This is a genomic window from Streptomyces sp. NBC_00425 (genome assembly GCF_036030735.1).
GTDB lineage: Bacteria > Actinomycetota > Actinomycetes > Streptomycetales > Streptomycetaceae > Streptomyces.
In genome coordinates, this window is the sequence record NZ_CP107928.1 from 7,574,499 (window position 1) to 7,598,934 (window position 24,436).

The 24,436-nt window shown below is 73.3% G+C and carries 22 protein-coding genes and 1 tRNA gene; 7 read left to right on the forward strand and 16 right to left on the reverse strand.

Annotated elements, in window-relative coordinates; translation table 11 throughout:
• Window positions 1-1,365, reverse strand: a complete 1,365-nt coding sequence (locus tag OHS82_RS33325; protein WP_328435117.1) for a serine-threonine protein kinase — start codon at window positions 1,363-1,365, stop codon at window positions 1-3.
• 277 nt (window positions 1,366-1,642) lie between these two features.
• Here OHS82_RS33325 and OHS82_RS33330 point away from each other — a divergent pair, with 277 nt between their 5' ends.
• From OHS82_RS33330 to OHS82_RS33340, 3 genes are read left to right on the forward strand one after another with little or no spacing between them, the layout of a single operon-like run.
• On the forward strand, window positions 1,643-2,404 hold the full coding sequence (locus OHS82_RS33330; protein WP_057579708.1) for an SDR family oxidoreductase: 762 nt from the start codon (window positions 1,643-1,645) through the stop codon (window positions 2,402-2,404).
• Window positions 2,401-4,074 carry a class I adenylate-forming enzyme family protein gene (locus tag OHS82_RS33335; protein WP_328435118.1) on the forward strand — a complete coding sequence of 558 codons (1,674 nt, stop codon included), beginning with the start codon at window positions 2,401-2,403 and terminating at the stop codon, window positions 4,072-4,074. Before OHS82_RS33330 ends, OHS82_RS33335 begins: the two co-directional genes overlap by 4 nt.
• A gap of 54 nt (window positions 4,075-4,128) precedes the next feature.
• Window positions 4,129-4,722, forward strand: a complete 594-nt coding sequence (locus tag OHS82_RS33340; protein ID WP_107449082.1) for a TetR/AcrR family transcriptional regulator — start codon at window positions 4,129-4,131, stop codon at window positions 4,720-4,722.
• A gap of 55 nt (window positions 4,723-4,777) precedes the next feature.
• On the opposite strand, the gene OHS82_RS33345 is transcribed toward OHS82_RS33340, so the two are convergent.
• The 3 genes from OHS82_RS33345 to OHS82_RS33355 all read right to left on the reverse strand — a co-directional run bounded on the left by OHS82_RS33345 (window position 4,778) and on the right by OHS82_RS33355 (window position 7,566).
• Window positions 4,778-5,992: an acyl-CoA dehydrogenase family protein gene (locus OHS82_RS33345; RefSeq protein WP_328435119.1), complete on the reverse strand. Its 1,215-nt coding sequence runs from the start codon at window positions 5,990-5,992 to the stop codon at window positions 4,778-4,780.
• Window positions 5,993-5,997: 5 nt separating this feature from the next.
• The gene (locus OHS82_RS33350; RefSeq protein WP_057579701.1) at window positions 5,998-7,020 is read right to left on the reverse strand and encodes a phosphotransferase family protein; all 1,023 of its coding nucleotides are present in this window, start codon (window positions 7,018-7,020) and stop codon (window positions 5,998-6,000) included.
• Between the two features lie 249 nt (window positions 7,021-7,269).
• Window positions 7,270-7,566 (reverse strand): hypothetical protein, encoded by a 297-nt coding sequence (locus OHS82_RS33355; RefSeq protein WP_057579699.1) that lies wholly within the window; start codon window positions 7,564-7,566, stop codon window positions 7,270-7,272.
• A 116-nt stretch (window positions 7,567-7,682) separates the two neighbouring features.
• Between OHS82_RS33355 and OHS82_RS33360 the strand changes: the two genes are divergently transcribed.
• Entirely contained in the window at window positions 7,683-8,657 is a 975-nt protein-coding gene (locus OHS82_RS33360) for an NADP-dependent oxidoreductase (protein ID WP_057579698.1), read from the forward strand.
• Between the two features lie 67 nt (window positions 8,658-8,724).
• Here the strand turns inward: OHS82_RS33360 and OHS82_RS33365 are convergent, their stop codons facing one another.
• From OHS82_RS33365 to OHS82_RS33380, 4 genes are all read right to left on the reverse strand, one after another.
• Entirely contained in the window at window positions 8,725-9,048 is a 324-nt protein-coding gene (locus OHS82_RS33365; protein ID WP_057579696.1) for a DUF202 domain-containing protein, read from the reverse strand.
• On the reverse strand, window positions 9,045-9,437 hold the full coding sequence (locus OHS82_RS33370; RefSeq protein ID WP_328435122.1) for a YidH family protein: 393 nt from the start codon (window positions 9,435-9,437) through the stop codon (window positions 9,045-9,047). The genes OHS82_RS33365 and OHS82_RS33370 overlap by 4 nt, the downstream gene beginning before the upstream one ends.
• Window positions 9,438-9,447: 10 nt before the next feature.
• A complete protein-coding gene (locus tag OHS82_RS33375) occupies window positions 9,448-9,999 on the reverse strand; it encodes an NUDIX domain-containing protein (protein ID WP_328435123.1) in 552 nt (183 codons plus the stop codon).
• A gap of 84 nt (window positions 10,000-10,083) precedes the next feature.
• Complete coding sequence (locus tag OHS82_RS33380) at window positions 10,084-10,977, reverse strand: DMT family transporter (RefSeq protein WP_057579900.1); 894 nt, start codon at window positions 10,975-10,977, stop codon at window positions 10,084-10,086.
• 522 nt (window positions 10,978-11,499) lie between these two features.
• On the opposite strand from OHS82_RS33380, the gene OHS82_RS33385 reads away from it, so the two are divergent.
• Both OHS82_RS33385 and OHS82_RS33390 read left to right on the forward strand, forming a co-directional pair.
• Window positions 11,500-12,225, forward strand: coding sequence for a molybdopterin-dependent oxidoreductase (locus OHS82_RS33385; protein WP_057579690.1), 726 nt, complete (start codon window positions 11,500-11,502; stop codon window positions 12,223-12,225).
• Window positions 12,209-12,832: a cytochrome b/b6 domain-containing protein gene (locus tag OHS82_RS33390; protein ID WP_057579689.1), complete on the forward strand. Its 624-nt coding sequence runs from the start codon at window positions 12,209-12,211 to the stop codon at window positions 12,830-12,832. Before OHS82_RS33385 ends, OHS82_RS33390 begins: the two co-directional genes overlap by 17 nt.
• Before the next feature lie 266 nt (window positions 12,833-13,098).
• Here OHS82_RS33390 and OHS82_RS33395 read toward each other — a convergent pair whose 3' ends face one another.
• The 4 genes from OHS82_RS33395 to OHS82_RS33410 form a co-directional block, all read right to left on the reverse strand.
• A complete protein-coding gene (locus OHS82_RS33395) occupies window positions 13,099-14,106 on the reverse strand; it encodes an L-idonate 5-dehydrogenase (RefSeq protein WP_057579686.1) in 1,008 nt (335 codons plus the stop codon).
• Window positions 14,107-14,122: 16 nt separating this feature from the next.
• A complete protein-coding gene (locus tag OHS82_RS33400) occupies window positions 14,123-14,881 on the reverse strand; it encodes an SDR family oxidoreductase (protein ID WP_328435124.1) in 759 nt (252 codons plus the stop codon).
• 118 nt (window positions 14,882-14,999) lie between these two features.
• Window positions 15,000-16,397: a GntT/GntP/DsdX family permease gene (locus OHS82_RS33405; protein ID WP_328435125.1), complete on the reverse strand. Its 1,398-nt coding sequence runs from the start codon at window positions 16,395-16,397 to the stop codon at window positions 15,000-15,002.
• A 160-nt stretch (window positions 16,398-16,557) separates the two neighbouring features.
• Complete coding sequence (locus tag OHS82_RS33410; protein WP_057579680.1) at window positions 16,558-17,094, reverse strand: gluconokinase; 537 nt, start codon at window positions 17,092-17,094, stop codon at window positions 16,558-16,560.
• Window positions 17,095-17,237: 143 nt separating this feature from the next.
• Here OHS82_RS33410 and OHS82_RS33415 point away from each other — a divergent pair, with 143 nt between their 5' ends.
• Complete coding sequence (locus OHS82_RS33415; RefSeq protein ID WP_057579677.1) at window positions 17,238-17,939, forward strand: FadR/GntR family transcriptional regulator; 702 nt, start codon at window positions 17,238-17,240, stop codon at window positions 17,937-17,939.
• 18 nt (window positions 17,940-17,957) lie between these two features.
• On the opposite strand, the gene OHS82_RS33420 is transcribed toward OHS82_RS33415, so the two are convergent.
• The 4 genes from OHS82_RS33420 to OHS82_RS33435 all read right to left on the reverse strand — a co-directional run bounded on the left by OHS82_RS33420 (window position 17,958) and on the right by OHS82_RS33435 (window position 24,336).
• Window positions 17,958-18,383: a YchJ family protein gene (locus tag OHS82_RS33420; protein WP_328435127.1), complete on the reverse strand. Its 426-nt coding sequence runs from the start codon at window positions 18,381-18,383 to the stop codon at window positions 17,958-17,960.
• A 242-nt stretch (window positions 18,384-18,625) separates the two neighbouring features.
• Complete coding sequence (locus OHS82_RS33425; protein ID WP_057579899.1) at window positions 18,626-19,978, reverse strand: M1 family metallopeptidase; 1,353 nt, start codon at window positions 19,976-19,978, stop codon at window positions 18,626-18,628.
• A gap of 80 nt (window positions 19,979-20,058) precedes the next feature.
• The gene (locus tag OHS82_RS33430; protein ID WP_328435128.1) at window positions 20,059-23,925 is read right to left on the reverse strand and encodes a Pls/PosA family non-ribosomal peptide synthetase; all 3,867 of its coding nucleotides are present in this window, start codon (window positions 23,923-23,925) and stop codon (window positions 20,059-20,061) included.
• Window positions 23,926-24,248: 323 nt separating this feature from the next.
• Window positions 24,249-24,336: transfer RNA gene (locus tag OHS82_RS33435), tRNA-Leu, on the reverse strand.
• Window positions 24,337-24,436 lie beyond the last annotated feature (100 nt).

Genomic DNA, 24,436 nt, shown 5'->3' on the forward strand with positions numbered 1-24,436 from the left:
TCAGCGTACGCGGCCCGCCGCCAGCACCAACCGCGCCAGCTCGGGGTGCACGATGTCGCTGTGCGCCCCGGCCGGCGCCCCGCCGCGCCGGACGACCGCGGCCGCGTCGACGTTCACGCACCCCGACGCCGGAAGCGGGCCGGCCAGCGCCTCGGCGAGCGTGTACGCGCGCGTACCGGGCACCGCCTGCACCCCGTCGTGCCCCATGGCGCCCCATTTGGCGCCCAGCACACTGCCGACGCCGAACTCCTCGAACGCCCCGCGTGCGTCGCCCGCCATCCGGGAGGCCAGCGGGTACATCGTGCCGAGCGCCGCGTCGAAGGAGGAGTGGCAGCACACCACAGGCCCGTCGACACGGTTCTGCTGTCCCTGCAGCACTCCGCCCGCGCGCGCGTCGTGCGGCAGCCGCGCGGCGAACGCGTAGTGCGAGAAGGCCCCCTGGAGCAGCGTCACGGACTTCACCGCGCGCACGCCCGCGGGCAGTCCGCGCAGCGCGAAGGACACCAGCCGGCCGCCGAAGCTGTGCCCCACCAGATGCACCCGTACCGCGGGCGCGACCGCTGCCAGCCGGCCCACGAACGGACCGAGCCCGCGCTCGCCGACCGTCCCCGCCCGCCGCTTCATGGCGTAGTACGTCGCCTGCCGCAGCAGCTCGTGCGCCCCGTCCCAGGGGTCGGGCAGGGAGAACCCCTCGACACCGGGGCCGCGTGCAGCGCCGGCTTCCGGGCCGCCGGACGCCGGGCCGCCGGCTTCGAGGCCGGCCAGGGCCCGGGCGAACTCCTCGCAGACCTCCGCCGTGGGCCCCGCGAACATCTGCGGTCCGCCGTCGTGCGGGACGCCGTCCGTCAGGGTGTCCGCCGCGAACAGCGCCTGCGGCCCGTGCGGCTCCACGTCCACCAGCAGCCGCACCAGCCGCCCGAACTCCTCCAGAGCGGCCTCCTCGGGCGGCCGTTGCTCCAGCAGCCGCCCGACCCGGTCCACCGCCGAGACCCGGCCCGGGAAGGTCTCCAGCAGCGCGTGCCGGGTCTCCCCGTCCAGCGCCCCACGCCGGACGGCCCCCGCGGCGGCGGACCGCGGGAAGTCCGGGATCGGCTCGTCCGGGAACCGCATGGACGGCCACACCACGCCGACGTACCCGATCCTCGCGGCCGGGGCGAGGGCCGGCATCGGAGCGAAGAAGCGGCTGTAGAGCCCGGTCGCTGCGGAGCGGTCGGTGTTCCAGCCGTGCGCGAAGACGATCAGGTCACGGACGCCGCGCCGCGCCACCTCGGCCGCCGACCGGTCGGCCCGTCCGCCCTCGGTGTCGCCGTCGGCGTCGAAGGTCAGCTCCCAGTAGGGCGTCACGCTCATCGCAGGTTCCGCCACGACAGGCCCCCTCGTTCCCGAAGCGGTGCGCCAGATGCGCGCATCGTCCTGCGAACGGGAACGATTGGCCATACGTCACGCCTCATCGCGTTTCATCACGCCTCATCCGTCGGAAGACGCCCTCCCCGGTCCCGCGCAAGTCCGTGCACGGCGAACGGGCGGTGAATCCGGAACAGCCCTTCCGTCGCAACATACCGACTGGTTAGTCTGAGACGCGGAGCCGGTGCGTCCCCCAGGGCCGCAGTCCGTGCCGCCGTCGCGTCGAAGGAGACCGAACGTGGAAGCCGTGCAGGATGCCGGAGTGGTCGTGACCGGAGCGGGAGGCGGCATCGGTGCCGCGCTGGCCCGCCGCTTCGCCGCCGAGGGCGCCCGGGTCGTGGTCAACGACCTGGACGCGGACCGGGCGCGGGCGGTCGCCGAGGAGATCGGCGGCATCGCGGTCCCCGGTGACGCCTCGGCGGTCGTGGACCGGGCCCGCGAGGCCCTCGACGGCGTCGTCGACGTGTACTGCGCCAACGCCGGAGTCGCCTCGGGCGGCTCCGAGGCCGCCGGGGAGGCCGTCTGGGCTCAGGCCTGGGACGTCAACGTGATGGCTCACGTCCGCGCGGCCCACGCGCTGCTTCCCGACTGGCTGGAGCGCGGCCGGGGCCGCTTCGTCTCCACCGTCTCCGCGGCCGGCCTGCTCACGATGATCGGCGCCGCCCCCTACAGCGTCACCAAGCACGGCGCGTACGCCTTCGCCGAGTGGCTGTCGCTGACCTACCGCCACCGCGGGGTCAAGGTCCACGCGATCTGTCCCCAGGGCGTGCGCACCGACATGCTGGACGCCACCGGCAGCGCCGGCGACCTGGTGCTCAAGCCGACCGCGATCGAGCCGCAGGACGTGGCGGACGCCCTGTTCAAGGGCATCGCCGAGGACCGCTTCCTGATCCTGCCGCACCCCGAGGTCGCCGGGTACTACCAGGTGCGGGCCGGCGATCCGGACCGCTGGCTGACCAACATGAACCATCTCCAGCAGAAGTGGGAGGCGGCCGAGTGACGGCGCCCGCCTCCCGCTACGGGGCCAAGCCCTGGCTGGCCCTCCTCGACGACGCCCAGCGCGCCCCGATCGAGCCCGCCGACTCCCTGGTGCACGCCTTCCGGAGGTCCGCCGCCGAGGTCCCGGACCGCACCTGCCTCGCCTACTTCGACGGCCGGCTCAGCTACCGCGAGGTGGACGGGCTCAGCGACTCCGTGGCCGGTCACCTCGCCGCCCGCGGCCTGCGGCCCGGCGACCGGGTCGCCGTCCTGCTGCAGAACTCCCCGCTCTTCGTGCTCGCCCTGCTCGGCGCCTGGAAGGCGGGCGCGACGGTCGTCCCGGTCAACCCGATGTACAAGTCGGGCGAGGTCGCCCACGTCCTGCGGGACGGCGACGTCACCGCCCTGATCTGCTCCGACCGCGCATGGGAGGGGTATCTGCGCGAGACGGCCGCCGACTCGCCCGTGCGGATCGTCCTCACCGGCTGCGAACTGGACTTCCAGACCCGCGGTGACGCGCGCGTGCTCGCCTTCGAACGGCTCCCGCAGGCCCCCGACGCCGACGACCTCACCGCCGTCGCCCGCGCCGGCCACCAGGCGCCCGAGGGCCGCGAGGCCGCCCCCGCCGACATCGCCCTGATCAGCTACACCTCGGGCACCAGCGGCGCCCCCAAGGGCGCCACCAACACGCACGGCAACATCATGTTCAACGCCGAGCGGCAGCGCACCGGGCTGCGGCTGCCCGAGGCGCCCGTCTACTACGCGCTCGCGCCGCTGTTCCACATCACCGGCATGGTCTGTCAGCTCGGCGCCAGTCTGAACAGCGCGGGGACGCTCGTCCTGACGTACCGCTTCGAGGCGAGTCTGGTGCTGGAGGCGTTCGCCGAGCACCGGCCGCACTACACGGTCGGCCCGTCCACCGCCTTCATGGCGCTGGCCGCCCACCCCACCTGCACCCGGGACCACTTCGCGTCGTTCGTGCAGATCTCCTCCGGCGGGGCGCCGGTGCCGCCGGCCCTGGTGGAGAAGTTCCGGGCCGGCTTCGGGCCGTACATCCGCAACGGTTACGGGCTCACCGAGTGCACCGCCCCCTGCGCCTCGGTACCGCCCCAGCACGAGGCGCCGGTCGACCCGCAGTCCGGCACCCTCGCCGTCGGCGTGCCCGGTCCCGACACGGTCGTGCGCATCGTCGACGACCAGGGCGCGGAGACGCCCTTCGGGGAGCCGGGCGAGATCGTGGTGCGGGGTCCGCAGGTCGTGCCCGGGTACTGGCGGCGGCCCGAGGCCACCGCCGAGGCCTTCCCCGACGGCGAGCTGCGCACCGGGGACATCGGCTTCATGGACGAACAGGGCTGGCTGTACGTCGTCGACCGCAAGAAGGACATGATCAACGCGTCGGGTTTCAAGGTGTGGCCCCGCGAGGTCGAGGACGTGCTGTACACCCATCCGTCGGTGCGCGAGGCGGCCGTCGTCGGGGTGCCGGACGGCTACCGCGGGGAGACGGTCAAGGCGTACATCAGCCTGCGTCCGGGCGCGGACGCGGATGCCGATACGCTCGCGGCCTACTGCAAGGACAGACTGGCGGCCTACAAGTACCCGCGCCAGGTGGAGATCCTGCCCGACCTGCCGAAGACGGCGAGTGGCAAGATCCTCCGTCGGGAACTGCGTTCCCGCACGATTGACGGTCAGTAGCGCGACAGCCGGCGGGACGCGCCGACAAGGCATCGAGGAAGGCAGGTGGCGGCAGTGCCCAGGACCACGGACGGCGACGGGACCCCCGTGCCGCAGCGGCTGCTCGCCGCCGCCACCAGGCTCTTCGCCGAGCAGGGCTACGACCGGACCTCGGTCCAGGAGATCGTCGAGGCGGCCGGCGTCACCAAGGGGGCCCTGTACCACTACTTCGGCTCCAAGGACGACCTGCTGCACGAGGTGTACGCGCGCGTGCTGCGCGTCCAGCAGGAGCGGCTCGACGCCTTCGCGAACGCCGACGAGCCGATCGAGAAGCGGCTGCGGGGCGCTGCGGCGGACGTCGTCGTCACGACCATCGAGAACCTCGACGACGCGATGATCTTCTTCCGCTCGATGCACCATCTGAGTCCGGAGAAGAACAAGCAGGTGCGTTCCGAGCGCCGGCGCTATCACGAACGCTTCCGGGCACTCGTCGAGGAGGGCCAGGCCTGCGGCGTCTTCTCCACGGCCACCCCCGCGGACCTGGTCGTGGACTACCACTTCGGGTCGGTGCACCATCTGTCGACCTGGTACCGGCCGGACGGCCCGATGGGCGCACAGGAGGTCGCCGACCACCTGGCCGACCTGCTGCTGCGGGCCCTGCGGCCCTGAACGAGCCCACACGTGAGGGGCGGCCGTCATGGACGACCGCCCCTCACCCGTGCCCCTAGAGGTACTTCTTCAGCTCGCGCCGGGCCAGCGACCGCTGGTGCACCTCGTCCGGCCCGTCCGCGATCATCAGCGTGCGCGCCCCGGCGTACAGCTCGGCCAGTGGGAAGTCCTGGCTGACGCCGCCCGCGCCGTGAAGCTGGATCGCCCGGTCGATGATGTCGACGACCGCGCGCGGGGTGGCGATCTTGATGGCCTGGATCTCCGCGTGCGCGCCCCGGTTGCCGACGGTGTCCATCATCCAGGCGGTCTTGAGGACCAGCAGCCGCAGCTGCTCGACCGTCACGCGCGCGTCCGCGATCCAGTTGTGCACCACGCCCTGCTGACCCAGCGCCTTGCCGAACGCCGTACGGGAGACGGCCCGGCGGCACATCAGCTCGATCGCCCGCTCCGCCATGCCGATCAGCCGCATGCAGTGGTGGATGCGGCCGGGGCCGAGGCGGGCCTGGGCGATGGCGAAGCCGCCCCCCTCCTCGCCGATGAGGTTCGTCGCCGGTACGCGCGCGTGGTCGAACACCACCTCGGCGTGGCCGCCGTGGGAGTGGTCCTCGTACCCGAAGACCCGCATGGCCCGCCGGACGGTGACGCCGGGCGTGTCGCGCGGCACCAGCACCATGGACTGCTGGCGCCGGATGTCCGGTCCGTCCGGGTCCGTCTTGCCCATGACGATGAAGATCCTGCAGTCCGGGTTCATCGCCCCGGAGATGTACCACTTGCGACCGGTGATGACATATTCGTCGCCGTCCCGCTCGATGCGCGTGGTGATGTTGGTGGCGTCCGCGGAGGCCACCTCCGGCTCGGTCATCGCGAAGGCCGAACGGATCTCGCCCGCCAGCAGCGGCTCCAGCCACTGCTTCTTCTGCCGCTCGTCGCCGAACTGCGCGAGCACCTCCATGTTCCCGGTGTCCGGCGCGGCGCAGTTCAGCGCCGTCGGCGCCAGCTGCGGGGAACGGCCGGTGATCTCGGCGAGGGGCGCGTACTGCAGATTGGTGAGCCCGGCGCCGTGCTCGGCATCGGGCAGGAAGAGGTTCCACAGGCCCTGGCTGCGCGCCTCGGCCTTCAGCTCCTCCACCACGGCCGGGGTGTCCCAGGGCGAGGCCAGCAGCGCCCGCTGCTCCTCGGCCACGGCCTCGGCCGGGTAGACGTGCTCGTCCATGAAGGCGAGCAGCCTGGCGCGGAGGTCCTCGGTGCGTGCGTCGAACGCGAAGTCCATGCCGGTCAGCCTTCCTGGAGAGTGGTCAGTCCGTGCTCGATGAAGACGGGGACGAGCTCCCCGATGCGGTCGAAGCCGCGCCCGACCGTCTGGCCGAGCGTGTAGCGGTAGTGGATGCCCTCCAGGATCACGGCGAGCTTGAACCAGGCGAACGCCGTGTACCAGGCGACCGCCGAGACGTCGCGCCCGGAGCCCGCCGCGTACCGCTCGACCAGTTCGGCCGGCGACGGATGACCGGGCGCCGAGGCGGTCGTGGAGATCGGGGAGTTCGGCAGCGTCAGCGGAACGCTGTACATCACCAGCAGCCCCAGGTCGGTCAGCGGGTCGCCGAGCGTCGACATCTCCCAGTCGAGGATCGCGCGGATCGTGTCGTCGGGGCCGATCAGGACGTTGTCGAGCCGGTAGTCGCCGTGCACGACGGCGGCGGCGGGGGAGGCCGGCAGGTCGCGGCCGAGCGCCGCGTGCAGCTCGTCGATCCCGGCCAGCTCGCGGCTGCGGGAGGCGTCCAGCTGTTTGCCCCAGCGGCGCAGCTGCCGGTCCAGGAAGCCCTCGGGCCGGCCGAAGTCGGTCAGGCCGACCTCGCCGGGGTCCACCGCGTGCAGCTCCACCAGGGTGTCCACCAGCGACAGCACGGCGTCCCGGGTGCGCCGCTCGCCGAGCGGGGCGAGCTCGTCGGCCGTCCGGTAGGGCGTGCCCTCGACGAACTCCATGACGTAGAACGGGGCCCCGAGCACGTCGTCGTCCTCGCACAGCAGGACCGGGCGGGGCACCGGCACGCTCGTCGGGTGCAGGGCGCTGATCACCCGGTGCTCGCGCTTCATGTCGTGCGCGGTGGCCAGGACGTGCCCGAGCGGAGGCCGGCGTACGACCCACTTCGCCTCGCCGTCGGAGACCGCGTAGGTGAGGTTGGACCGTCCGCCTTCGATCAGCCGTCCGGTGAGGGGGCCGTGGACCAGACCGGGACGCTCGCGCTCCAGCAGGGCGCTCAGCCGGTCGAGGTCGAGTCCGGGCGGGTGGTCGGGGCTCATGCGTCGCTCCTACGGACGGGACGGGTGAACAGGGGCTCGCCCCATGATGCCGACCGGTCGGTATGGAGTCCAGGGGTCACGCCCAACGTGATCGGGGCCACGATAGGCCGACGGCTCCCCGGACAGAACCCGGGGAGCCGTCGGCAGGCCCTTTTCGGCCGTTGCGGGCGTTCCGGCCATGGCGGCCGCACCCGGAGCTCCGGGGGTCACGGCCGCCCGGCTCCGCGGCCGCCCGGTGTTCCGGACGCGTCAGTGGTCGTCCCAGTGGCCGTCGTGCTCCGCGTGCCGGTGGCCGTCGTGCAGGTAGTCGAAGTGCCCGCCGTGCTCCACGCGCGCGTGCCCGCAGTCCTCGCCGTGCCGGTGCTCGTGCCCGTCGTGGGCCCGGTGCCCTTCGGGCTCGCACTCGTCCCAGTGGCCGGCGTGCTCGCGGTGCAGATGTCCGTCGTGGACGTAGTCGACGTGGTCGCCGTGGCTCACCTCGGCGTGCCCGCAGTCCGGGCCGTGCGTGTGGGAGTGGGCGGAGTGCTCGAGATGGAGGGCGGTCATGGGGGTGGCTCACCTTCGAAGCTGCGGGCGATGACGTCGGACACAGTGTCACGCGAACCGGGCATATCGGGTGATCCGGCTTGCGTGGCGTCCGGAGACCCCGGAGGGTCGGACCCATGAAGGCGATCAGTTACGCAGGCTACGGCGGCCCCGAGACGCTCGTGTACGGGGAGGTGCGCGATCCCAGGATCGGTCCCGACGCCGTGCTGGTGAAGGTCCGCGCGGCGGCTGTGAACCCCGTCGACTGGAAGGCCCGGCAGGGATATCTGGACGGGATGCTGGAGGCCGTCTTCCCGGTGGTCCCCGGCTGGGACGTCTCGGGGGTCGTCGTCCAGCTCGGCGTGTCCGTGCCCGAGTTCGCGGTCGGCGACGAGGTCGTCGGCTACGTCCGCGAGGACTTCCTCTCCCGCGGCACCTTCGCCGAGTACGTCGCCGCCCCCGTGCGCACCCTCGCCCGCAAGCCGCGCAACCTCACCTGGGAGCAGGCCGCCGGGCTGCCGCTCACCGGACTCACCGCCTACCAGGTGCTGACCGGGGCGCTCCAGGTGAAACGCGGCGAGACCGTCCTCGTCCACGCGGCCGCGGGCGGCGTCGGCTCGATCGCCGTACAGCTCGCGCGTCACCTGGGCGCCCGGGTGATCGGCACGGCGAGCGAGGCCAATCACGACTTCGTGCGCTCACTGGGCGGCGAGCCGGTGACCTACGGCGAGGGCCTGGCGGAACGGGTGCGCGGACTGGCCCCCGAGGGTGTGGACGCGGCCTTCGACACGGTCGGCGGCGAGACGCTGAGGGTCTCCGCCAACCTGCTGGTCCCGGACGGACGTCTGGCCTCGATCGCCGACGGGGACGTCGTCGGCTACGGCGGCCGCTACTGCTGGGTCCGCCCCGACGCCGAGGACCTCACCCGCCTGGCGGAACTGGCCGAACAGGGCGTCGTCTCCGTGCACGTCTCCAGGACGTTCCCGCTGGAGCAGGCCGCGGAGGCCCATCGCCTCAGCGAGGAGGGCCGCACCCGCGGCAAGATCGTGGTCACCGTGGACTGGGAGGAGGAGCGGGAGGAGGCTCCCGGGGCGGCTGCGGAAAGCGCGTAGAGAGCCCGGGCCGTAATGGGGGCGGGGCCGGGCGAGGCGCGAGCGGGGAGCGCGCCCGGCGGGCGGATCAGACCACGAGGACGACGGCGCACACCGCCGTCGCCACCGCGCACGCGACGGCCGCGCTGGCGTGACGGGCGGTGAGGGCCACCGGGTTCGGCGCGGCGGCGAGGGCGTGGATGCGCCGATGGGCGAGCAGCAGGAAGGCCAGCCACAGGGCGCAGCACAGCGCGCCCGCCACGATCTGGGACGCCGACGGGCCGCCGTGCAGCGCGGCCTTCACGGCCAGCACGGCCGAGACGGTGCTCGCCAGCGTCGTGCGCCGCCAGGCCAGCCGGGTCCGCTCGGGCTGGAGACCGGGGTCCCGCTCCGGCGGCGGCCCGCCGCTCATCCCTCCCACCCCACGAGCACCACCAGCACCATCGCCACGGCCACCACCGCGACCAGCACGCCCAGCAGCGCCGGAAAACGGGAGGACGGCAGGTCCTCGCCCCGGCGCATCGCCCGCTCGCAGCGCACCCAGTGGTTCACCGCGCGCAGGGAGCACAGCACGCCCGCCGCGAGCAGCGCGAGCGCCAGCCCGACCCGCCAGCCCCAGCGCAGGTCCGGCAGGAACTGGTCCACCGCGAAGCCTCCGCCGATCAACGCGAGCGCGGTGCGCAGCCAGGCCAGGAACGTGCGCTCGTTCGCCAGCGAGAACCGGTAGTCGGGTGTGCTGCCCTCCTCCCTGACCTGCTGGGGGGCGAACCACAACCGGACGTTTTGTACGAACTCGATCACCCACAGGACCCTACCCGTCGCCTCCGCGGGGCCCCTTCGGCGCGGTGCGGGCCGTCGCCCGGTGCGCCCTGAGCCGCTCGTACGCCGCCAGCCCGTCCGGCACCCACTGCCAGACGGACAGACGTCGCTCGACCTCCTCCTCGGGCAGGAAGTCGTGCCATGCCACCTCCTCCGTCTGCGGGGACACCGGCAGCTCGCAGCGGACCTCGTACACGGCCGACCACCAGCTCCCCGCCGCCCCGTCCTCGTAGAGGAACGTGAACAGATGCTCCGGTCGGGGCAGCCCGCTCACCCCGAGCTCCTCCTCCGCCTCGCGCAGCGCGGCCTCGTCGTAGGCCTCGCCCGCGCCGACCACCCCGCCGACGAACATGTCGTACAGGGAGGGGAACACCAGCTTGGCCGCCGTCCTGCGATGGACGAAGACGCGCCCCTCGTCGTCCCTGACCTGGACGAACACACAGCGATGGCGCAGACCTTCGGCGTACACCTGCCCGCGCGGGCGCCGGCCGATGACCTGGTCGTTCTCGTCGACGATGTCGAGGATTTCGTCAGCAGCGCTCATCGCCCCATCCAAGCAGCCCCGTCCGAAGAGTCCCGCCCGTCAGTCCCGTCCGAGCAGCCCCGTCCGAGGAGAGCCTCGTTCCGCCTACTGGGGCTGGAGTTTCGGGACCCGCTCCCGAGGGGCCCCACCCCGGGGCATCGCCGGGTGCAGCCCGAGCAGCACGATGCCCGCGACGATCGCCGCCAGTCCCGCCGCCTCCCAGGCCAGCGCGCCGGTGTCGGTGTGCAGCCGGTCGCCCAGGAAACCGACGCCGCAGAGGATTCCGGCGAGAGGCTGCGCCGCCGTCAGCGCGGGCAGCGACATCCGCAGCGGCGCCGTCTCGAAGGCGCTCTGCACCAGCACCAGGCCGGTCACGCCGAGCGCGAGCACCGCGTACGGCTCCCAGCGGGTCATCAGCTCGCCGAGACCGCCGGCCGAGAAGCGCTGTCCGCTGACCCGGGTCAGCGCGTCCTGCACGCCGTACAGCAGACCGGCGGCCAGGGCCAGCAGCACCGGGCCCGCGCTCAGCCGGGAACGCTTGGCGTAGGTGGTGAGCAGCAGTGCCAGTCCGATCATCGCGCCGATGATCGTCCAGTGCCGCAGCGGATCCGTGACCGCGCTGCCGCCGCGCGGCTCGCCCGCCACGATGAAGACGGTCACGCCGCCCGCGAGCAGGAAGAGCCCCGCCCAGCCCTGGCGGCCCAGCGACTGTTTCGTCTGATGCCGGGAGAGCGCGAGGGCGAACAGCAAATTGGTCGCGAGCAGCGGCTCCACCAGGGAGATCTCGCCCTGGCCGAGCGCGATCGCGCCCAGCGCCATTCCCGCCACCATGAGACCGAGGCCGCCCAGCCAGCGCGGCACCTTCATCAGGTCGAGCAGCAGTCGCGGCGAGAGGAAGTCGCCGAGCGGCGCCCGCTGGGCCGCGTTCTGCTGGAGCACGAACCCGAAGCCCAGACAGCAGGCGGCGCTCACGGCGAGAACCAGAACCAGAACCGACACGCTGCGTACCTCGATCATCCGGTCGGGCCACGGACGGGGTGCGTAGTGGCCGACTGTAGCGTCCCAGCGCCCTCGGCACCCCGGGAGTGCCCGAAGCGTCCGCTGCGGGCCCGCACGGGGCGATGGTTGCGGGAGTACCCCGAACCGGGCGGCTGACTCGGCCGCGGGGCCCGCGGCCGGAGCCGGAGGCGCGGGGCGCCCCTACGGCCATGGTGTGGGCTCCGGCCGGGCCGCGCCATGGCGCACGCCACACTCGTCCCGCGGTCAGCCGGTCGGGGAGGCTCCCACCAGGGGCGGGCCGCCGAAATCCGCTTCCGCGCCGCCGTGACCCGCCGGGATCGCCGTCACTCGCCGGGATCGACGCGGGGTCGCCACGCGCATCGTCTGCCTTCCGGGACCTCTTCCGGGACGCTCTTGCGGGACCCGCTCCCGCGCGGCCCGGAAGGTAAGAAGTGATGACGGAAGTCTGACGGCTGCCGGGCAGACCTGGCCCGGCCCGCCCGCGGGTGTTCGAATGGACGGGTGAATCCCGAACCGTCCGAGGAACGCGGCGCCCCCGTCGGCCGCCGGGTGTTCCTCGGCACCCTCGCCCTCGGCGCCCTGGGGGTCGTCGCCGCACCCCCGCTCCAGCGCGGTCTCGAGGCCTTCCTCGGCAGCGCCGCGGACAAGGACCCCACGGGCCTGACCGGGCTGCTCCCCAACGGAGGCGGCTTCCGCTACTACTCGGTGACCTCGTCCGTCCCGCACAAGGACGCCTCGAACTACCGACTCACCGTGGACGGCCTGGTCGACCGCCCGGTCAGCTACACCCTGGCCCAGCTGAAGGCCCTGCCGCAGACCCGCATGGTCAAGGACGTGCAGTGCGTGACGGGCTGGCGGGTCCCGGGCACGGCGTTCGAGGGCGTACGGCTGTCCGCCCTCCTCGACGCGGCCGGTGTGCGGGCGAACGCCGGCGCGGTCCGGTTCACCTGCTTCGACGGCGCGTACAGCGAGAGCCTCACCCTGGACCAGGCCCGCCGCGCCGACGTCCTCGTCGCCCTGCGCATGCAGGACAAGGACCTCGGTCACGACCACGGCGGCCCTGTCCGCCTCTACGTGGCGCCGATGTACTTCTACAAGTCCGCCAAGTGGCTCTCCGGCATCACCGTCACGGAGAAGGTGAAGCCCGGCTACTGGGAGGACCGCGGCTACGACGTCGACGCCTGGGTCGGCCGTTCGAACGGACGCGACGATGAGCCTACGAGCTGAGGCGGCGCCGGCCGCCACCGGAGTGCGCCGCTTCACCCGCGCCGTGCGGTGGGTGCACCGCACCACGGCCCTGCTCATGGGCGTGTGCGTGGCGACGGCCGCCTGCCTGTACATCCCCGAGTTCGCCCAGCTCGTGGGCCGCCGCGAACTGGTCGTGAGGGTTCACGAGTGGGCGGGTCTGGCCCTGCCCGTCCCCGTCCTCGCGGGCCTCGCCTCCCGCGCGTTCCGCGCCGACCTGCGCCACCTCAACCGCTTCGGCCCGTACGACCGACGCTGGCTGCGGGCAGTCCTGCGCCGGGACAAGCGGCGGGAGTCGCGTCCGGCGGCCAAGTTCAACGCCGGCCAGAAGATCTACTCGTCCTGGATCGCCGGGGCCACCCTGGTCATGCTCGGCACCGGACTCCTCATGTGGTTCACCCACCTCACCCCGATCATGTGGCGCACCAGCGCGACCTTCGTCCACGACTGGCTGGCCCTGACCATCGGCATCGTCCTGGCCGGCCACATCGGCATGGCGCTCGGCGACCCGGAGGCCCGACGCGGCATGCGCACGGGCTCGGTGAGCCGCGAATGGGCCGAACGAGAACACCGCCACTGGCGGCCCTGACCGACGGTGCCCCGCAACTGCTCACCGGCCGCCCCCCAGCGACCTTCCGGCACGGCCCCCACGTGACCTCCGGCTCGGCCGCATCGCAACCGCTCCGGCAGGGCTCCCGCGATCGTCCGGCACGCCCCCGCATGATCCCCTCCGGCACGGCCGCGCCCCGACCGCTCCACCCCGCCCCCGGCGGATCGCCGGGACGTGCCTGTGGGGCCTCAGGCCTCGCGAATCGCTGCAACATGCCGGGGGCACCTCGCCGCGCGGGCTGCCGGTCAGTCGCCGAAGTCGAGCAGCACCTTGCAGGAACGGCTGCGGTCGGCCGCCAGCGCGAAAGCCGCCTCCGCCTCCCGCACCGGGACGACCGCGCTGACCAACGCGTCGAACGCGGGCGCGGCGGCGAGCAGCCGGAGCGCGTCGTCGAACTCGGTGTCGAAACGGAACGCCCCGCGCAGCTCGATCTCCCGGCTGACCAGCAGGTTCCCCTGAAACGGACTCGGTCCCGGCGGCAACATGCCGAGCTGTACGACGACCCCGCCGCGGCGCACCAGCCGCAGACAGGTCTCCAGCCCGGCGGCGGTCCCGGACGCCTCCACGGCCACGTCCGCCTCCGACGGCCACCCGGGGTCGGCCGGATCGTCGGCCCGGACGACGACGTCGGCGCCCGCGGCGCGCGCGTACCCGAGCGCGGCGGGCAGCAGGTCGGTCACGGTGACATGGGCGGCGCCCGCCGCCTTCGCCGCCGCGACCACCAGCGAGCCGATGGGTCCGGCCCCGGTGACCAGCACCTGCCGCCCGGCCACCGCACCGGCCCGGCGCACCGCGTGCAGGGCCACCGACAACGGCTCGGCGAGCGCTGCCCGACGCGGCGGCAGCCCTTCCGGAAGCGGCCGCAGCTGCCCGGCGGGAACGGCGATCTCGGCAGCGAAGCCGCCCTGCACATGCGGCGTCCTGGCCGCGCTGCCGAGGTAGCGGGTGTCCCGGCAGACGTGCCGCCGCCCGTCCGCGCACTCGGGGCAGAGCCCGCACGGCGTGGCGGGGTGCACGGCGACCGCGGTGCCGGCGAGCGGCCCGCTCGACGCCGTGCCGACGACCTCGTGCCCCAGCACCATCGGCTCCCGCAGCCGGAAGTCCCCGACCCCGCCATGCCGCCAGTAGTGCAGGTCGGAGCCGCAGACCCCGCCGTAGCGAACGGCGACGAGCACCTCGTCCGGCCCCGGCGAGGGAGACGTCAGTTCGTCGACGCGCAGGTCGCCCGGACCGTGGATCACACATGCCAGCATCCGTCGTCACGCCCTTTCACAGCACGCTCGTCATACCGCCGTCGACGTACAGCACCTGACCGCCGACGAAGTCCGCCGCGGGGGAGGCGAGGAACAGCACCCCGCCCACCAGGTCCTCGGTGCGGCCCCACCGTCCGGCCGGGGTGCGCCGACGCACCCACGCGCTGAACTCCTCGTCCTCGACCAGGGGCCGGGTCAGCTCGGTCTCGATGTAGCCCGGGCCGAGGCCGTTGACCTGGACGCCGCGCGGGCCCCAGTCGGCGCACATGCCCTTGGTGAGCATCTTCAGCGCGCCCTTGGCAGCCGCGTAGGGCGCGATGCCGGGACGGGCCACCTCGCTCTGCAGCGAGCAGATGTTGATGATCTTGCCGTGGCCGCGTTCGGTCATCCCCCGGGCCGCCTCCCGGCCCACCAGGAACGCGCTGGTGACATTCGCGTCCAGCACCCGGTGCCAGTCGGAGTCGGCGAACTCAAGGAGCGGGGCGCGCAGTTGCATGCCCGCGTTGTTGACGAGGATGTCCAGCGGGCCGACCCGGGCCTCGACGTCGGCGAGGCCGGCCCGCACCGAGGGCCCGTCGGTGACGTCGAACGCGCTGGTGTGCACGGTCCTCGGGAGTCCGGCGGCGGCCCGCTCGAGGCGCCCGGCGTCGCGCCCGTTGAGGACGACCGTGCAGCCGGCCTCGGCCAGACCCCGGGCCAGTGCCAGGCCGATGCCCCTGCTGGAGCCGGTGACCAGAGCGGTCCGGCCGGTGATGTCGAACAGGGGGTGGCTCATCGCCGTGACTCCTCTTCCCGGTGCCCGGGTTCCCGGTGCGCGTCTTTCCGGTGCGCGTCTTTCCTGTGCCCGTCTTCCCGTGTCCGCGGGCGTCGCCCGCCGTCGCTCCCGCCCACGTCTAGAGGACGAGGGAGAGGAGCATGACGAGACCGCCCGCGACCACGGAGATGATCGTCTCCATGACCGACCAGGTCTTCACGTTCTGGCCCACGGTGAGTCCGAAGTACTCCTTCACCAGCCAGAACCCGGCGTCGTTGACATGGCTGAAGAAGAGCGAGCCCGCGCCGATGACCAGCACCAGCAGGGCCGTGTGCGTCGTCGACATGTCGGCCGCGAGCGGTGCGACCAGGCCCGCCGCCGAGATCGTCGCCACGGTCGCCGAACCGGTCGCCAGCCGGATCGCCACCGCGATCAGCCAGGCCAGCAGCAGGGCGGGGATGGACCAGTCCTCGGAGATCTCGAGCACCATCCGGCCCACGCCGCAGTCGATCAGCGTCTGCTTGAAGCCGCCGCCCGCGCCGACGATCAGCAGGATGCCGGCGATGGGCGCGAGGCCCTTCTCGACCAGCCCGGAGATCCGGTCCTTGGCGAAGCCGGCGGGCCTCAGCAGGGTGAAGATGCCGACGAGCACGGCGGTGAGCAGCGCGATCAGCGGGGATCCGATGACGTCGAAGACGCGTTGCACGGTGTGCTCGGGGTCGTCCACCACGATGTCGACCAGCGCCTTGGACAGCATGAGCACGACGGGCAGCAGGATGGTGGCGAGGGTGGCGCCGAAGCCGGGCCGCTTCTCCAGGTCCTCGGAGGGCCGCTGGGGAATCATGCGCTCGGGGGCGGGGACGTCCACCCAGCGTGCGGCGACCCGCGAGAACAGCGGTCCGGCGACGACGACCGTGGGTATGGCCACGAGCACGCCGAGGGCCAGCGTCACGCCCAGGTTGGCGCCGACCGCGTCGATCGCGACCAGCGGACCGGGGTGCGGCGGGACGAGCCCGTGCATCACCGACAGACCGGCCAGCGCCGGAATGCCGATCCGCATGAGCGAGTAGTTGCCACGCTTGGCGACCATCAGCACCACCGGGATCAGCAGCACCACACCGACCTCGAAGAACAGCGGCAGACCGATCACCGAGGCGATCAGCACCATGGCCCACGGCATGGAGCGGCCGCCCGCCTTGGCGAGGATCGTGTCCACGATCTGGTCGGCTCCGCCGGAGTCCGCGAGCATCTTGCCGAGGATCGCGCCGAGCGCGATCAGCACGCCCACCCCGGCGACGGTGGCGCCCAGACCGGTCGTGAACGAGGCGATGGTCTTGTCGAGCGGCGCCCCGGCGAACGCGCCCAGCGCGAGCGAGCCGATGGTCAGCGCCAGGAAGGCGTGGAGCTTGAACCGGGTGATGAGCAGGACGATCACGGCGATGCCCGCCAGGACGGCGATGCCCAGCTGCGCGTGGTCGGCCGAGGTGATCGGCTCGACGGCGTCCGCTGCCAGCATCTCGACGCTGAGTCTGGTCACGGGGGTTCCCTTGTCAGGTAGGGGAGGGGGGACGGGGAGTGCGGTGCGCGGGGGGCACGGCTGCCGCCGGAGGAGGGCTCCGGAGGACGATGACGACTAGCCGTCGACGAAGGCGGGCGGGTCGGCCAAGACCGCTCGACGGGGGCCGGCCGGACGGGCGTCAGTCGGACGGGGGAGTGCGGTCCACGGGGTCCGCGAGCGCGGTCAGCGCCGCCAACGCCCGCCCGGTGATGGCCTCCGGGGTGCCGACGACGTCGACGACGACTCCGGCCTCGTCCGCCTCCAGGGGCTGGAGCGTGGCGAACTGGGAGTCCAGCAGCGCCGTCGGCATGAAGTGACCCTGCCGGTTCGCCATGCGGTCCTCGATCAGCGACCGGTCGCCCGCCAGGTGGACGAAGACGACGGCGGGGGCGGCGGCCCTGAGCCGGTCACGGTACGACCGCTTGAGCGCCGAGCAGCTGACCACGCCGCCGAGCCCGGCCCGCTCGTGCGCCCAGGCGCCGATGGCGTCGAGCCACGGCCACCGGTCGTCGTCGCCGAGCGGGGTGCCGGCCGACATCTTGGCGATGCTGGCCGGCGGGTGGAAGTCGTCGCCCTCGGCGTACGGGACGCCCAGCCGGGCGGCGAGCAGGGGACCGATGGTGGTCTTGCCCGTGCCGGCGACGCCCATCACCACGACGACGTGCGGGGTACGCATCTCTGCCTCGCTGTCTTCCTCGACATCCGGCGCCGGTGGACGCCGCCGACGACACTGAAACCTATTAGATAGGACTATTGCAAGACCCGGCACCAAATAAGTCTGACTTTTTGAGTCCGTGATCTACCCCGTACGCTGAGTGCATGACCACTCCGGACCGGGGGCTGCACGGCCGCGTACTGGACGCCCTGGGGCCCGCGATCACGGCGGGCGAGTACCCGCCGGGCAGCGTCCTGCGCACCGACGAGCTGGCCCAGCGCTTCGACGTCTCCCGGTCCGTGATGCGCGAGGCGGTCCGCGTCCTGGAGTCCATGGACCTGGTCGAGTCGCGCCGCCGCGTCGGCGTGACGGTCCGCCCCAGGTCCGCGTGGAACGTCTACGACCCGCAGGTCATCCGCTGGCGGCTGGCCGGCGCCGACCGCCCGCACCAGCTGCGTTCGCTCACTGTCCTGCGTTCGGCGATCGAGCCGGTCGCGGCCGGCCTTGCGGCGCGGCACGCCACGGCGGAGCAGTGCGCCGAGCTCACCGAGTGCGCGCTCGGCATGGTGGCCCACTCACGCGGCCACCGGCTGGAGGGGTATCTGGTGCACGACATGGCCTTCCACCGGGTCATCCTCACCGCCTCCGGAAACGAGATGTTCGCCCGCCTGGGCGACGTCGTGGCGGAGGTCCTGGCCGGCCGCACCCATCACGAGGTGATGTTCGAGGACCCCGACCCGGCCGCCGTCACCCTGCACGTCCAGGTCGCGGAGGCGGTCCGGGCCGGCGACGCGGCCCGCGCGGAACAGCTCACCCGCGAGATCACCGTCGGCGCCCTCCAGGAACTGGACATCCTGGCTCCCTGACGCGGCCGGTGCCCGGCGTCACCGAGGGAACTCCCCGTCCACGTACACCCAAACCCCGTCCACCCGCTCGAAGCGGCTGAGCTCGTGCAGCGAGCCGCCCCGGTAGGACGCGCGGAACTCCACCGTCCCCGTCGGGTGGAAGGCGCTCCCGTCGGACACGGAGAGGATCTCCAGGCCGGTCCAGCGCATCCCGGGATCGAGTTCCAGCCGCTCCGGACGCGTCCGCGGGTGCCAGGTCCGCAACAGATAGCCCGCCTCGCCCGTGACGAACGCGCTGTAGCGCGACCGCATCAGCGCCTCGGCGCTCGGCGGGGTCCCGGTGCCCGCGTGGTAGCGGCCGCAGCACGCCTCGTACCGTGCGGGCAGACCGCACGGGCAGTCGGTGGGGACGGCGGGGACGGCGGCGGAGGCGCGCTGTCGCGGGCGTGCGGAACGTCGGGCCATGCGGTTCATTGTGCCCGGCCGCCCGCCGACCCGGCCACGCCCCTGAACTGCCGGAGAGGGCCCGCGCGACCGCCTGCACCGCCCGTCGGCCCCGCCGCCCCGCCGCCCCGCCGCCCCGCGGTCCTGGCCCCGCCCCGCGGCGCTGCTCCGCCCTGCGGTCTTGCTCCGCCCTTCGGGCCTGCACCGCCCCAGGTCCTGCCCCGCCCCGCGGCCCCGTCACCGAACCGGCGCCGGCCCGGCGCTCAGGCCGAGGCCGCGCCCCGCTGCGCCGACGGCGTCGGCAACGGCGGCAGCGCCGTCCCGTACACCCAGGCCGCGAACAGCTCGTCCAGCGGCTCGGACGCGAACCGGGCGGCGTGCGCGGCGAACGTCGCCGTGGTCACCGACCCGCCCCGGTGCACCCCGAGCCAGGCGCGCACCATGTGGAAGAACGCGTCGTCGCCCAGCGCACAGCGCACGGCGTGCACGGCGAGACCGCCGCGCTCGTAGAGCCGGTCGTCGAACATCGACTTGCGCCCAGGATCGGCGAGCCGCAGATCCTGCGGCTGCGTCGCCAGCAACCGGTGCGCGACGGCGGCGAGTTGCTGCGCGCTGCGGCCGCCCGACCGCTCCGACCACAGCCACTCCGCGTACTTCGCGAACCCCTCGTTCAGCCAGATGTGCCGCCAGTCGGCGATCGACACGCTGTTGCCGAACCACTGGTGCGCCAGCTCGTGCGCCACCAGCCGCTCCGAACCCCGCGCCCCGTCCACGTGGTTGGCGCCGAACAGCGACAACCCCTGCGCCTCGACGGGGACGTCGAGCTCCTCCTCCGTCACGACCACCGCGTACTCGTCGAACGGGTACGGGCCGAAGAGCTGCTGGAAAAGGTGCATCATGGCGGGCTGGCGAGCGAAGTCCCGCGAGAACTCCGGCAGCAGCCGCGCCGGGATGTGCCCGTGCTGGGGGACGCCCCCGAGCCCCGGGTCGCCCAGCAGCACCGTTTGGTACTTGCCGACGGACAGCCCTATCAGGTAGCTCGACGTGGGCGCCGACTGCTCGTACACCCACGTGGTCGTCGACGCCTTCGCGGTCCGCGTCAGCAGCCTGCCGCCCGCCACCACCGAGTACGCCGACGGCGTCGTGACCGATATCAGGTACGACGCCTTGTCCGCCGGACGGTCGTTGCACGGGTACCAGGACGGCGCACCGACCGGCTGGCTCGCCACCAGCGCCCCGTCGTCCAGCTCCTCCCAGCCGATACCGCCCCAGGGACTGCTCACCGGCTTCGGGTTGCCCGACCACTGCACCTCCACCGTGAACGCGGCCCCCGCGCGGACCGGCTTGGCGGGACGGACCCGCAGCCGGCCGCCCCGATGCGTGTAGTGCGCCGGACGACCGTCCACCCGGATCCGGCCGATCTTGAAGTCGGCCAGGTTCAGCTGGAACTCGGCCAGCGCCGACCGCCCTGCGATCGCGTTGATCCGCGCGGCGCCCGACAGCCGGTTCGGGCCCGGCCGGTAGTCCAGCGTGAGCTCGTAGCGGTGCACCCGGTACCGGGAGTCACCGTTGGCCGGGAAATACGGGTCCGGCCCGACCGACTGCTGAACTGCCACTTCCGCGTCCGCTCCCTGCCCTGTGCTCGAACCGCCCGCCGCCGGTGCGTCGCCGCGCTCCGGTTCCGAGTAGCCCGTCCTCAGGGACGCCATGCCTCGATCGGGTTGCCGAGCCAGCGGGTGTCGTCCGGGACGGACTCCGCGGCCATGACGAGCGACGCGGGACCCAGGGTCGTCCGGGCCCCGATCGTGCTGCCGGGCAGCACGATCCCGCCAGGGCCCAGCGTGGCGCCCTCACGGAGGACCACAGTATCCGTCCGCAAGATCCGGTCGTGGAAGAGGTGAGTCTGCAGCACGCACCCGCGGTTGACCGTCACGCCGTCCTCCAGCGTGACCAGGTCCGACTCCGGCAGCCAGTAGCTCTCCACCCACGCGCCCTTGCCGATCCGCGCCCCGAGCCCGCGCAGCCACGCCGTCATCACCGGCGTCCCCGGCACCGCCCCGGCCAGCCACGGCACGGCCACCACCTCGACGAACGTGTCCGCCAGCTCGTTGCGCCACACGAACCCGCTCCACAGCGGATGCTCGCCGCTGCGGTGCCGGCCGACCAGCAGCCACTTGGCGGCCACCGAGACGAGGGCCGCCGCGGCCCCCGCCCCGAGCAGCACGAGACCCGACAGCAGCGGCGCCCAGGCGCCGAGCGCGCACAGCGCCGCCACCGTCAGCACGGCCAGCCCCGCCGAGCAGAACACCGGCACGATCCGGCACAGCTCCACCAGCGCGCGCGCCCACAGCAGCCGCGCCGACGGCTCGTACGTCCGGCTCTGGTCACTGTCCGTGGTGTTCCGCGGCAGCTTCACCGGCGGCAGCCCCAGGTACGAGCTGCCCTTCTTCGCCTTCTTGGGCGTCGCCGACAGCACGCCCACCAGACCGCCGTCCGGCACGCTCCGCCCCGGCGCGGTCATCCCCGAATTGCCGAGGAACGCCCGCCGCCCGATCTCCGCGCGCCCGATCCGCATCCAGCCGCCGCCGAGCTCGTACGGCGCGGTCAGCGTGTCGTCGGCGAGGAACGCGCCCTCGCCGACCGTGGTCAGACTCGGCAGCGCGAGCACGGTGGAGACCTCGGCGCCCTTGCCGATCCGCATCCCGAGCAGCCGCAGCCACACCGGCGTGACCAGCCCGGCGTACAGCGGGAACAGGGTCTCCCGCGAGCGGTCCATGAGCTGCGTGACCGTCCAGGCCTGCCAGCCCGTCCGGCTGTGCGTGGGGTGCGTGCCCTCCCGCAGACCCAGGCTCAGCAGCCGCACGGCCGCCAGCAGCAGCACCGCGTACGCCAGCCCGAAGGCCAGGGTCGCCGGGACCAGGGCGAGCGCGGCGCCCGGCAGCGCCCTGGCGAGACCGTCGCCGGGCTGCACGAACAGGGCCGCCACCAGCAGCGCCGCCCCGCCGGCCAGCACCGGCAGCGCGGTCAGCGCGAATCCGGTCAGGCCGTACAGGAAACGCCAGTACGTGCCCCGCGCCGGCCGCTCCTTGGGCCAGTTGCGCTTGGCCTTGCCGAGCTTGGCCGCGGGCGCGCCCGCCCAACGCTGACCGGTGGGGACCTGACCGGTCACCGCGGAGCCCGGCGCCACCTCGGCCCGCTTGCCGACCCGGGCGCCCGGGAACAGCATGCTGCGCGTGCCGACGACGGCGTGCGCACCCACCTTGACCGGTCCGATCTCGAGCCGGTCCCCGTCCAGCCAGTGGCCCGACAGGTCCACCTCGGACTCGACGGCCGCGCCCCGGCCCAGCTTGAGCATGCCGGTGACCGGCGGCAGCGAGTGCAGATCCACGTCCGGCCCCACCTTGGCGCCCAGCGCCCGTGCGTACCGCTCCAACCAGGACCCGGTCAGCGAGGTCGCCCCGCTGAACTCGGCCAGCCGCTCCGCGGTCCACAGCCGCAGATGGACGCCGCCACCGCGCGCGTACCGCCCGGGCCGCACCCCGCGCAGCAGCAGCCGCGCACCGCCGGCCGCGATCGCGAGCCGCCCGGGCGGGCTGAACAGCAGCAGAGCGCCGCTCACGACCAGCCACCAGGGCGCGGTCGGCAGCCAGGAGTACATCGGCAGCAGGTTGCCCACCAGAGCCAGCGGCACCGTCCAGCGCAGCCCCAGCAGCGTGAACAGCGGGACGAGGAGCAGCAGCTGGATCACCTTGGCGCGCACGGGCACCGGTGCGACGACGCGGGCGGCACGGTCGTCCTGCGCGGACTCCTCCAGGTAGCGGGCCAGCTTGCGCAGCGTCGGCTGCTGGTAGACGTCCAGGACGGACGCGCTCGGATACCGGGTGCGCAGCCGCGTGGTGAGCTGGGCGGCGGCCAGACTGCTGCCGCCGATCGCGAAGAAGTCGTCGCGGGCCCCGGAGACGGGAATCCCGAGAACCTCCGTCCACTGCTCGGCGAGCCAGGCCTCGGTGCCGTACAGCTCCTCGGTCCTGCCGCCGGTCTCCAGTCCCTCCAGGGGCCAGGGCAGCGCGTTGCGGTCCACCTTCCCGGACGTCCGGGTCGGCAGGTCGTCCACGGGCGCGAGCAGCGGCACCAGGGCCGCGGGCAGCTCGGCGCGCAGCCGCCGCACGGCCGCCGCCCGGTCCCAGCCCTCCTGGACGACGATGTACCCGACGAGGAGCTGGTTGCCGCTGCGGGCGCTGCGCACGGCGGCCGCCGCCCCCGCGACGCCCGGCAGCGCCTGCAGCGCCGCGTCGACCTCGCCGAGTTCGATGCGCCGTCCGCCGAGTTTGATCTGCTCGTCGGCCCGGCCGAGGAAGACGAGGCCGTCGGCGTCGGCGCGCACCAGGTCGCCGCTGCGGTACGCCCGCTCCCAGCCCAGCGACGTCAGCGGGGCGTACTTCTCCGCATCCTTCTCGGCGTCGAGGTACCGGGCGAGCCCGACCCCGCCGATCACCAGCTGTCCGCTGCCGCCCATCGGCACCGGCTCGCCGGCCTCGTCCACGACGGCCAGCTCCCAGCCCCGCAGCGGCAGTCCGATGCGGACCGGCTCCTCGCCGGACATCAGCGAGGCGCAGGCCACCACGGTCGCCTCGGTCGGCCCGTAGGTGTTCCACACCTCCCGGCCCTCCGTCACCAGCCGCTGCACGAGCTCCGGGGGGCAGGCCTCGCCGCCGAAGATCAGCAGCCGTACGTCGTTGAGGGTCTCGGGCTCCCACAGCGCGGCCAGCGTCGGCACGGTGGAGACCACCGTGATCTCCTGCTCGACCAGCCAGGGTCCGAGGTCGGCGCCGCTGCGGACCTGCGAGCGCGGCACCGGAACCAGACAGGCCCCGTACCGCCAGGCCAGCCACATCTCCTCGCAGGAGGCGTCGAAGGCCACCGACAGCCCGGCCATGACCCGGTCGCCGGGTGCGATCGGCTCCTCGGTGAGGAACAGCGCGGCCTCGGCGTCAACGAACGCGGCGGCGCTGCGGTGACTGACGGCGACGCCCTTGGGCTTCCCGGTCGAGCCGGAGGTGAAGATGATCCAGGCGTCGTGCCCGGTGCCGGGGCGGGCCGCCGCGGCCCCGGACGTGCCGTGGACGGTGATCTCGTGCCCGGCGCCGACCACCGCCCGCACGTCCGCCTCGCCGAAGACCAGCTCGGCCCGCTCGTCGGGGTCCTCGGCGTCCACCGGCACGTAGGCCGCGCCGACGGCGAGGACGGCCAGGATCGCCACGTACAGGTCGTTGGTGCCGGACGGCACGCGCACGCCCACCCGGTCGCCGAGTCCGACCCCGGCGGCGGCAAGCCGGCGCCGGACCCTGTCCACCTCGACGGCGAGGGCGCGGTAGGTCAGCGGCGTGCTGCCGTCGTCCAGGGCGAGCTCGTCCGGGAACGACCGCACGGACGCGTCGAAGACGTCGACGAGGGTGCGCGGAGAGGCGGCGGGACCGCCGGAGAAGCGGGCGGTGTCACCGAGTCGAGCGTGGATTTCTTCGTCGAGCAGGCCGAGAGCACTGCTCTCGTGAATGGCTGCCATCGGTCCTCGCGTCTCGAGCCCGGAAGCCTCCGGGGCGCCGGCGGGCCCGCAGGTCTGCCTGGGGTTGTCCGGTCCAGCTCCGTAACAAGCCGGAAATTTTAGTACGAAGCTAGGCTCCTCGGCTTGCGGCGGCCACTCGGGGAGGCTGTCCGGGGCGCGGGGGATGATCGTTCGCAGGCCTCTGACCTGTGCGTCCTGCACGGCGGCGAGATGTGCCCCACATCGGCGGGAAAGGGCTCGCGGAGCGGCCGGGACGGAAGCCGACGGGGGCGCGGAACGCGAAAAGGGCGGCCCGGCCACTGGCCGAACCACCCTCTGCGCTGTGGTGTCCGAGGGGGGACTTGAACCCCCACGCCCGATAAAGGGCACTAGCACCTCAAGCTAGCGCGTCTGCCATTCCGCCACCCGGACAAGGTGTCTGTCGTGCGGGGTTTCCCCCGCGGCGACGTCGTAAACATTACCAGGCTTTCCGGGGTGCCCGATCACGGCCGGCGGACGGCGGCGGCCGTGC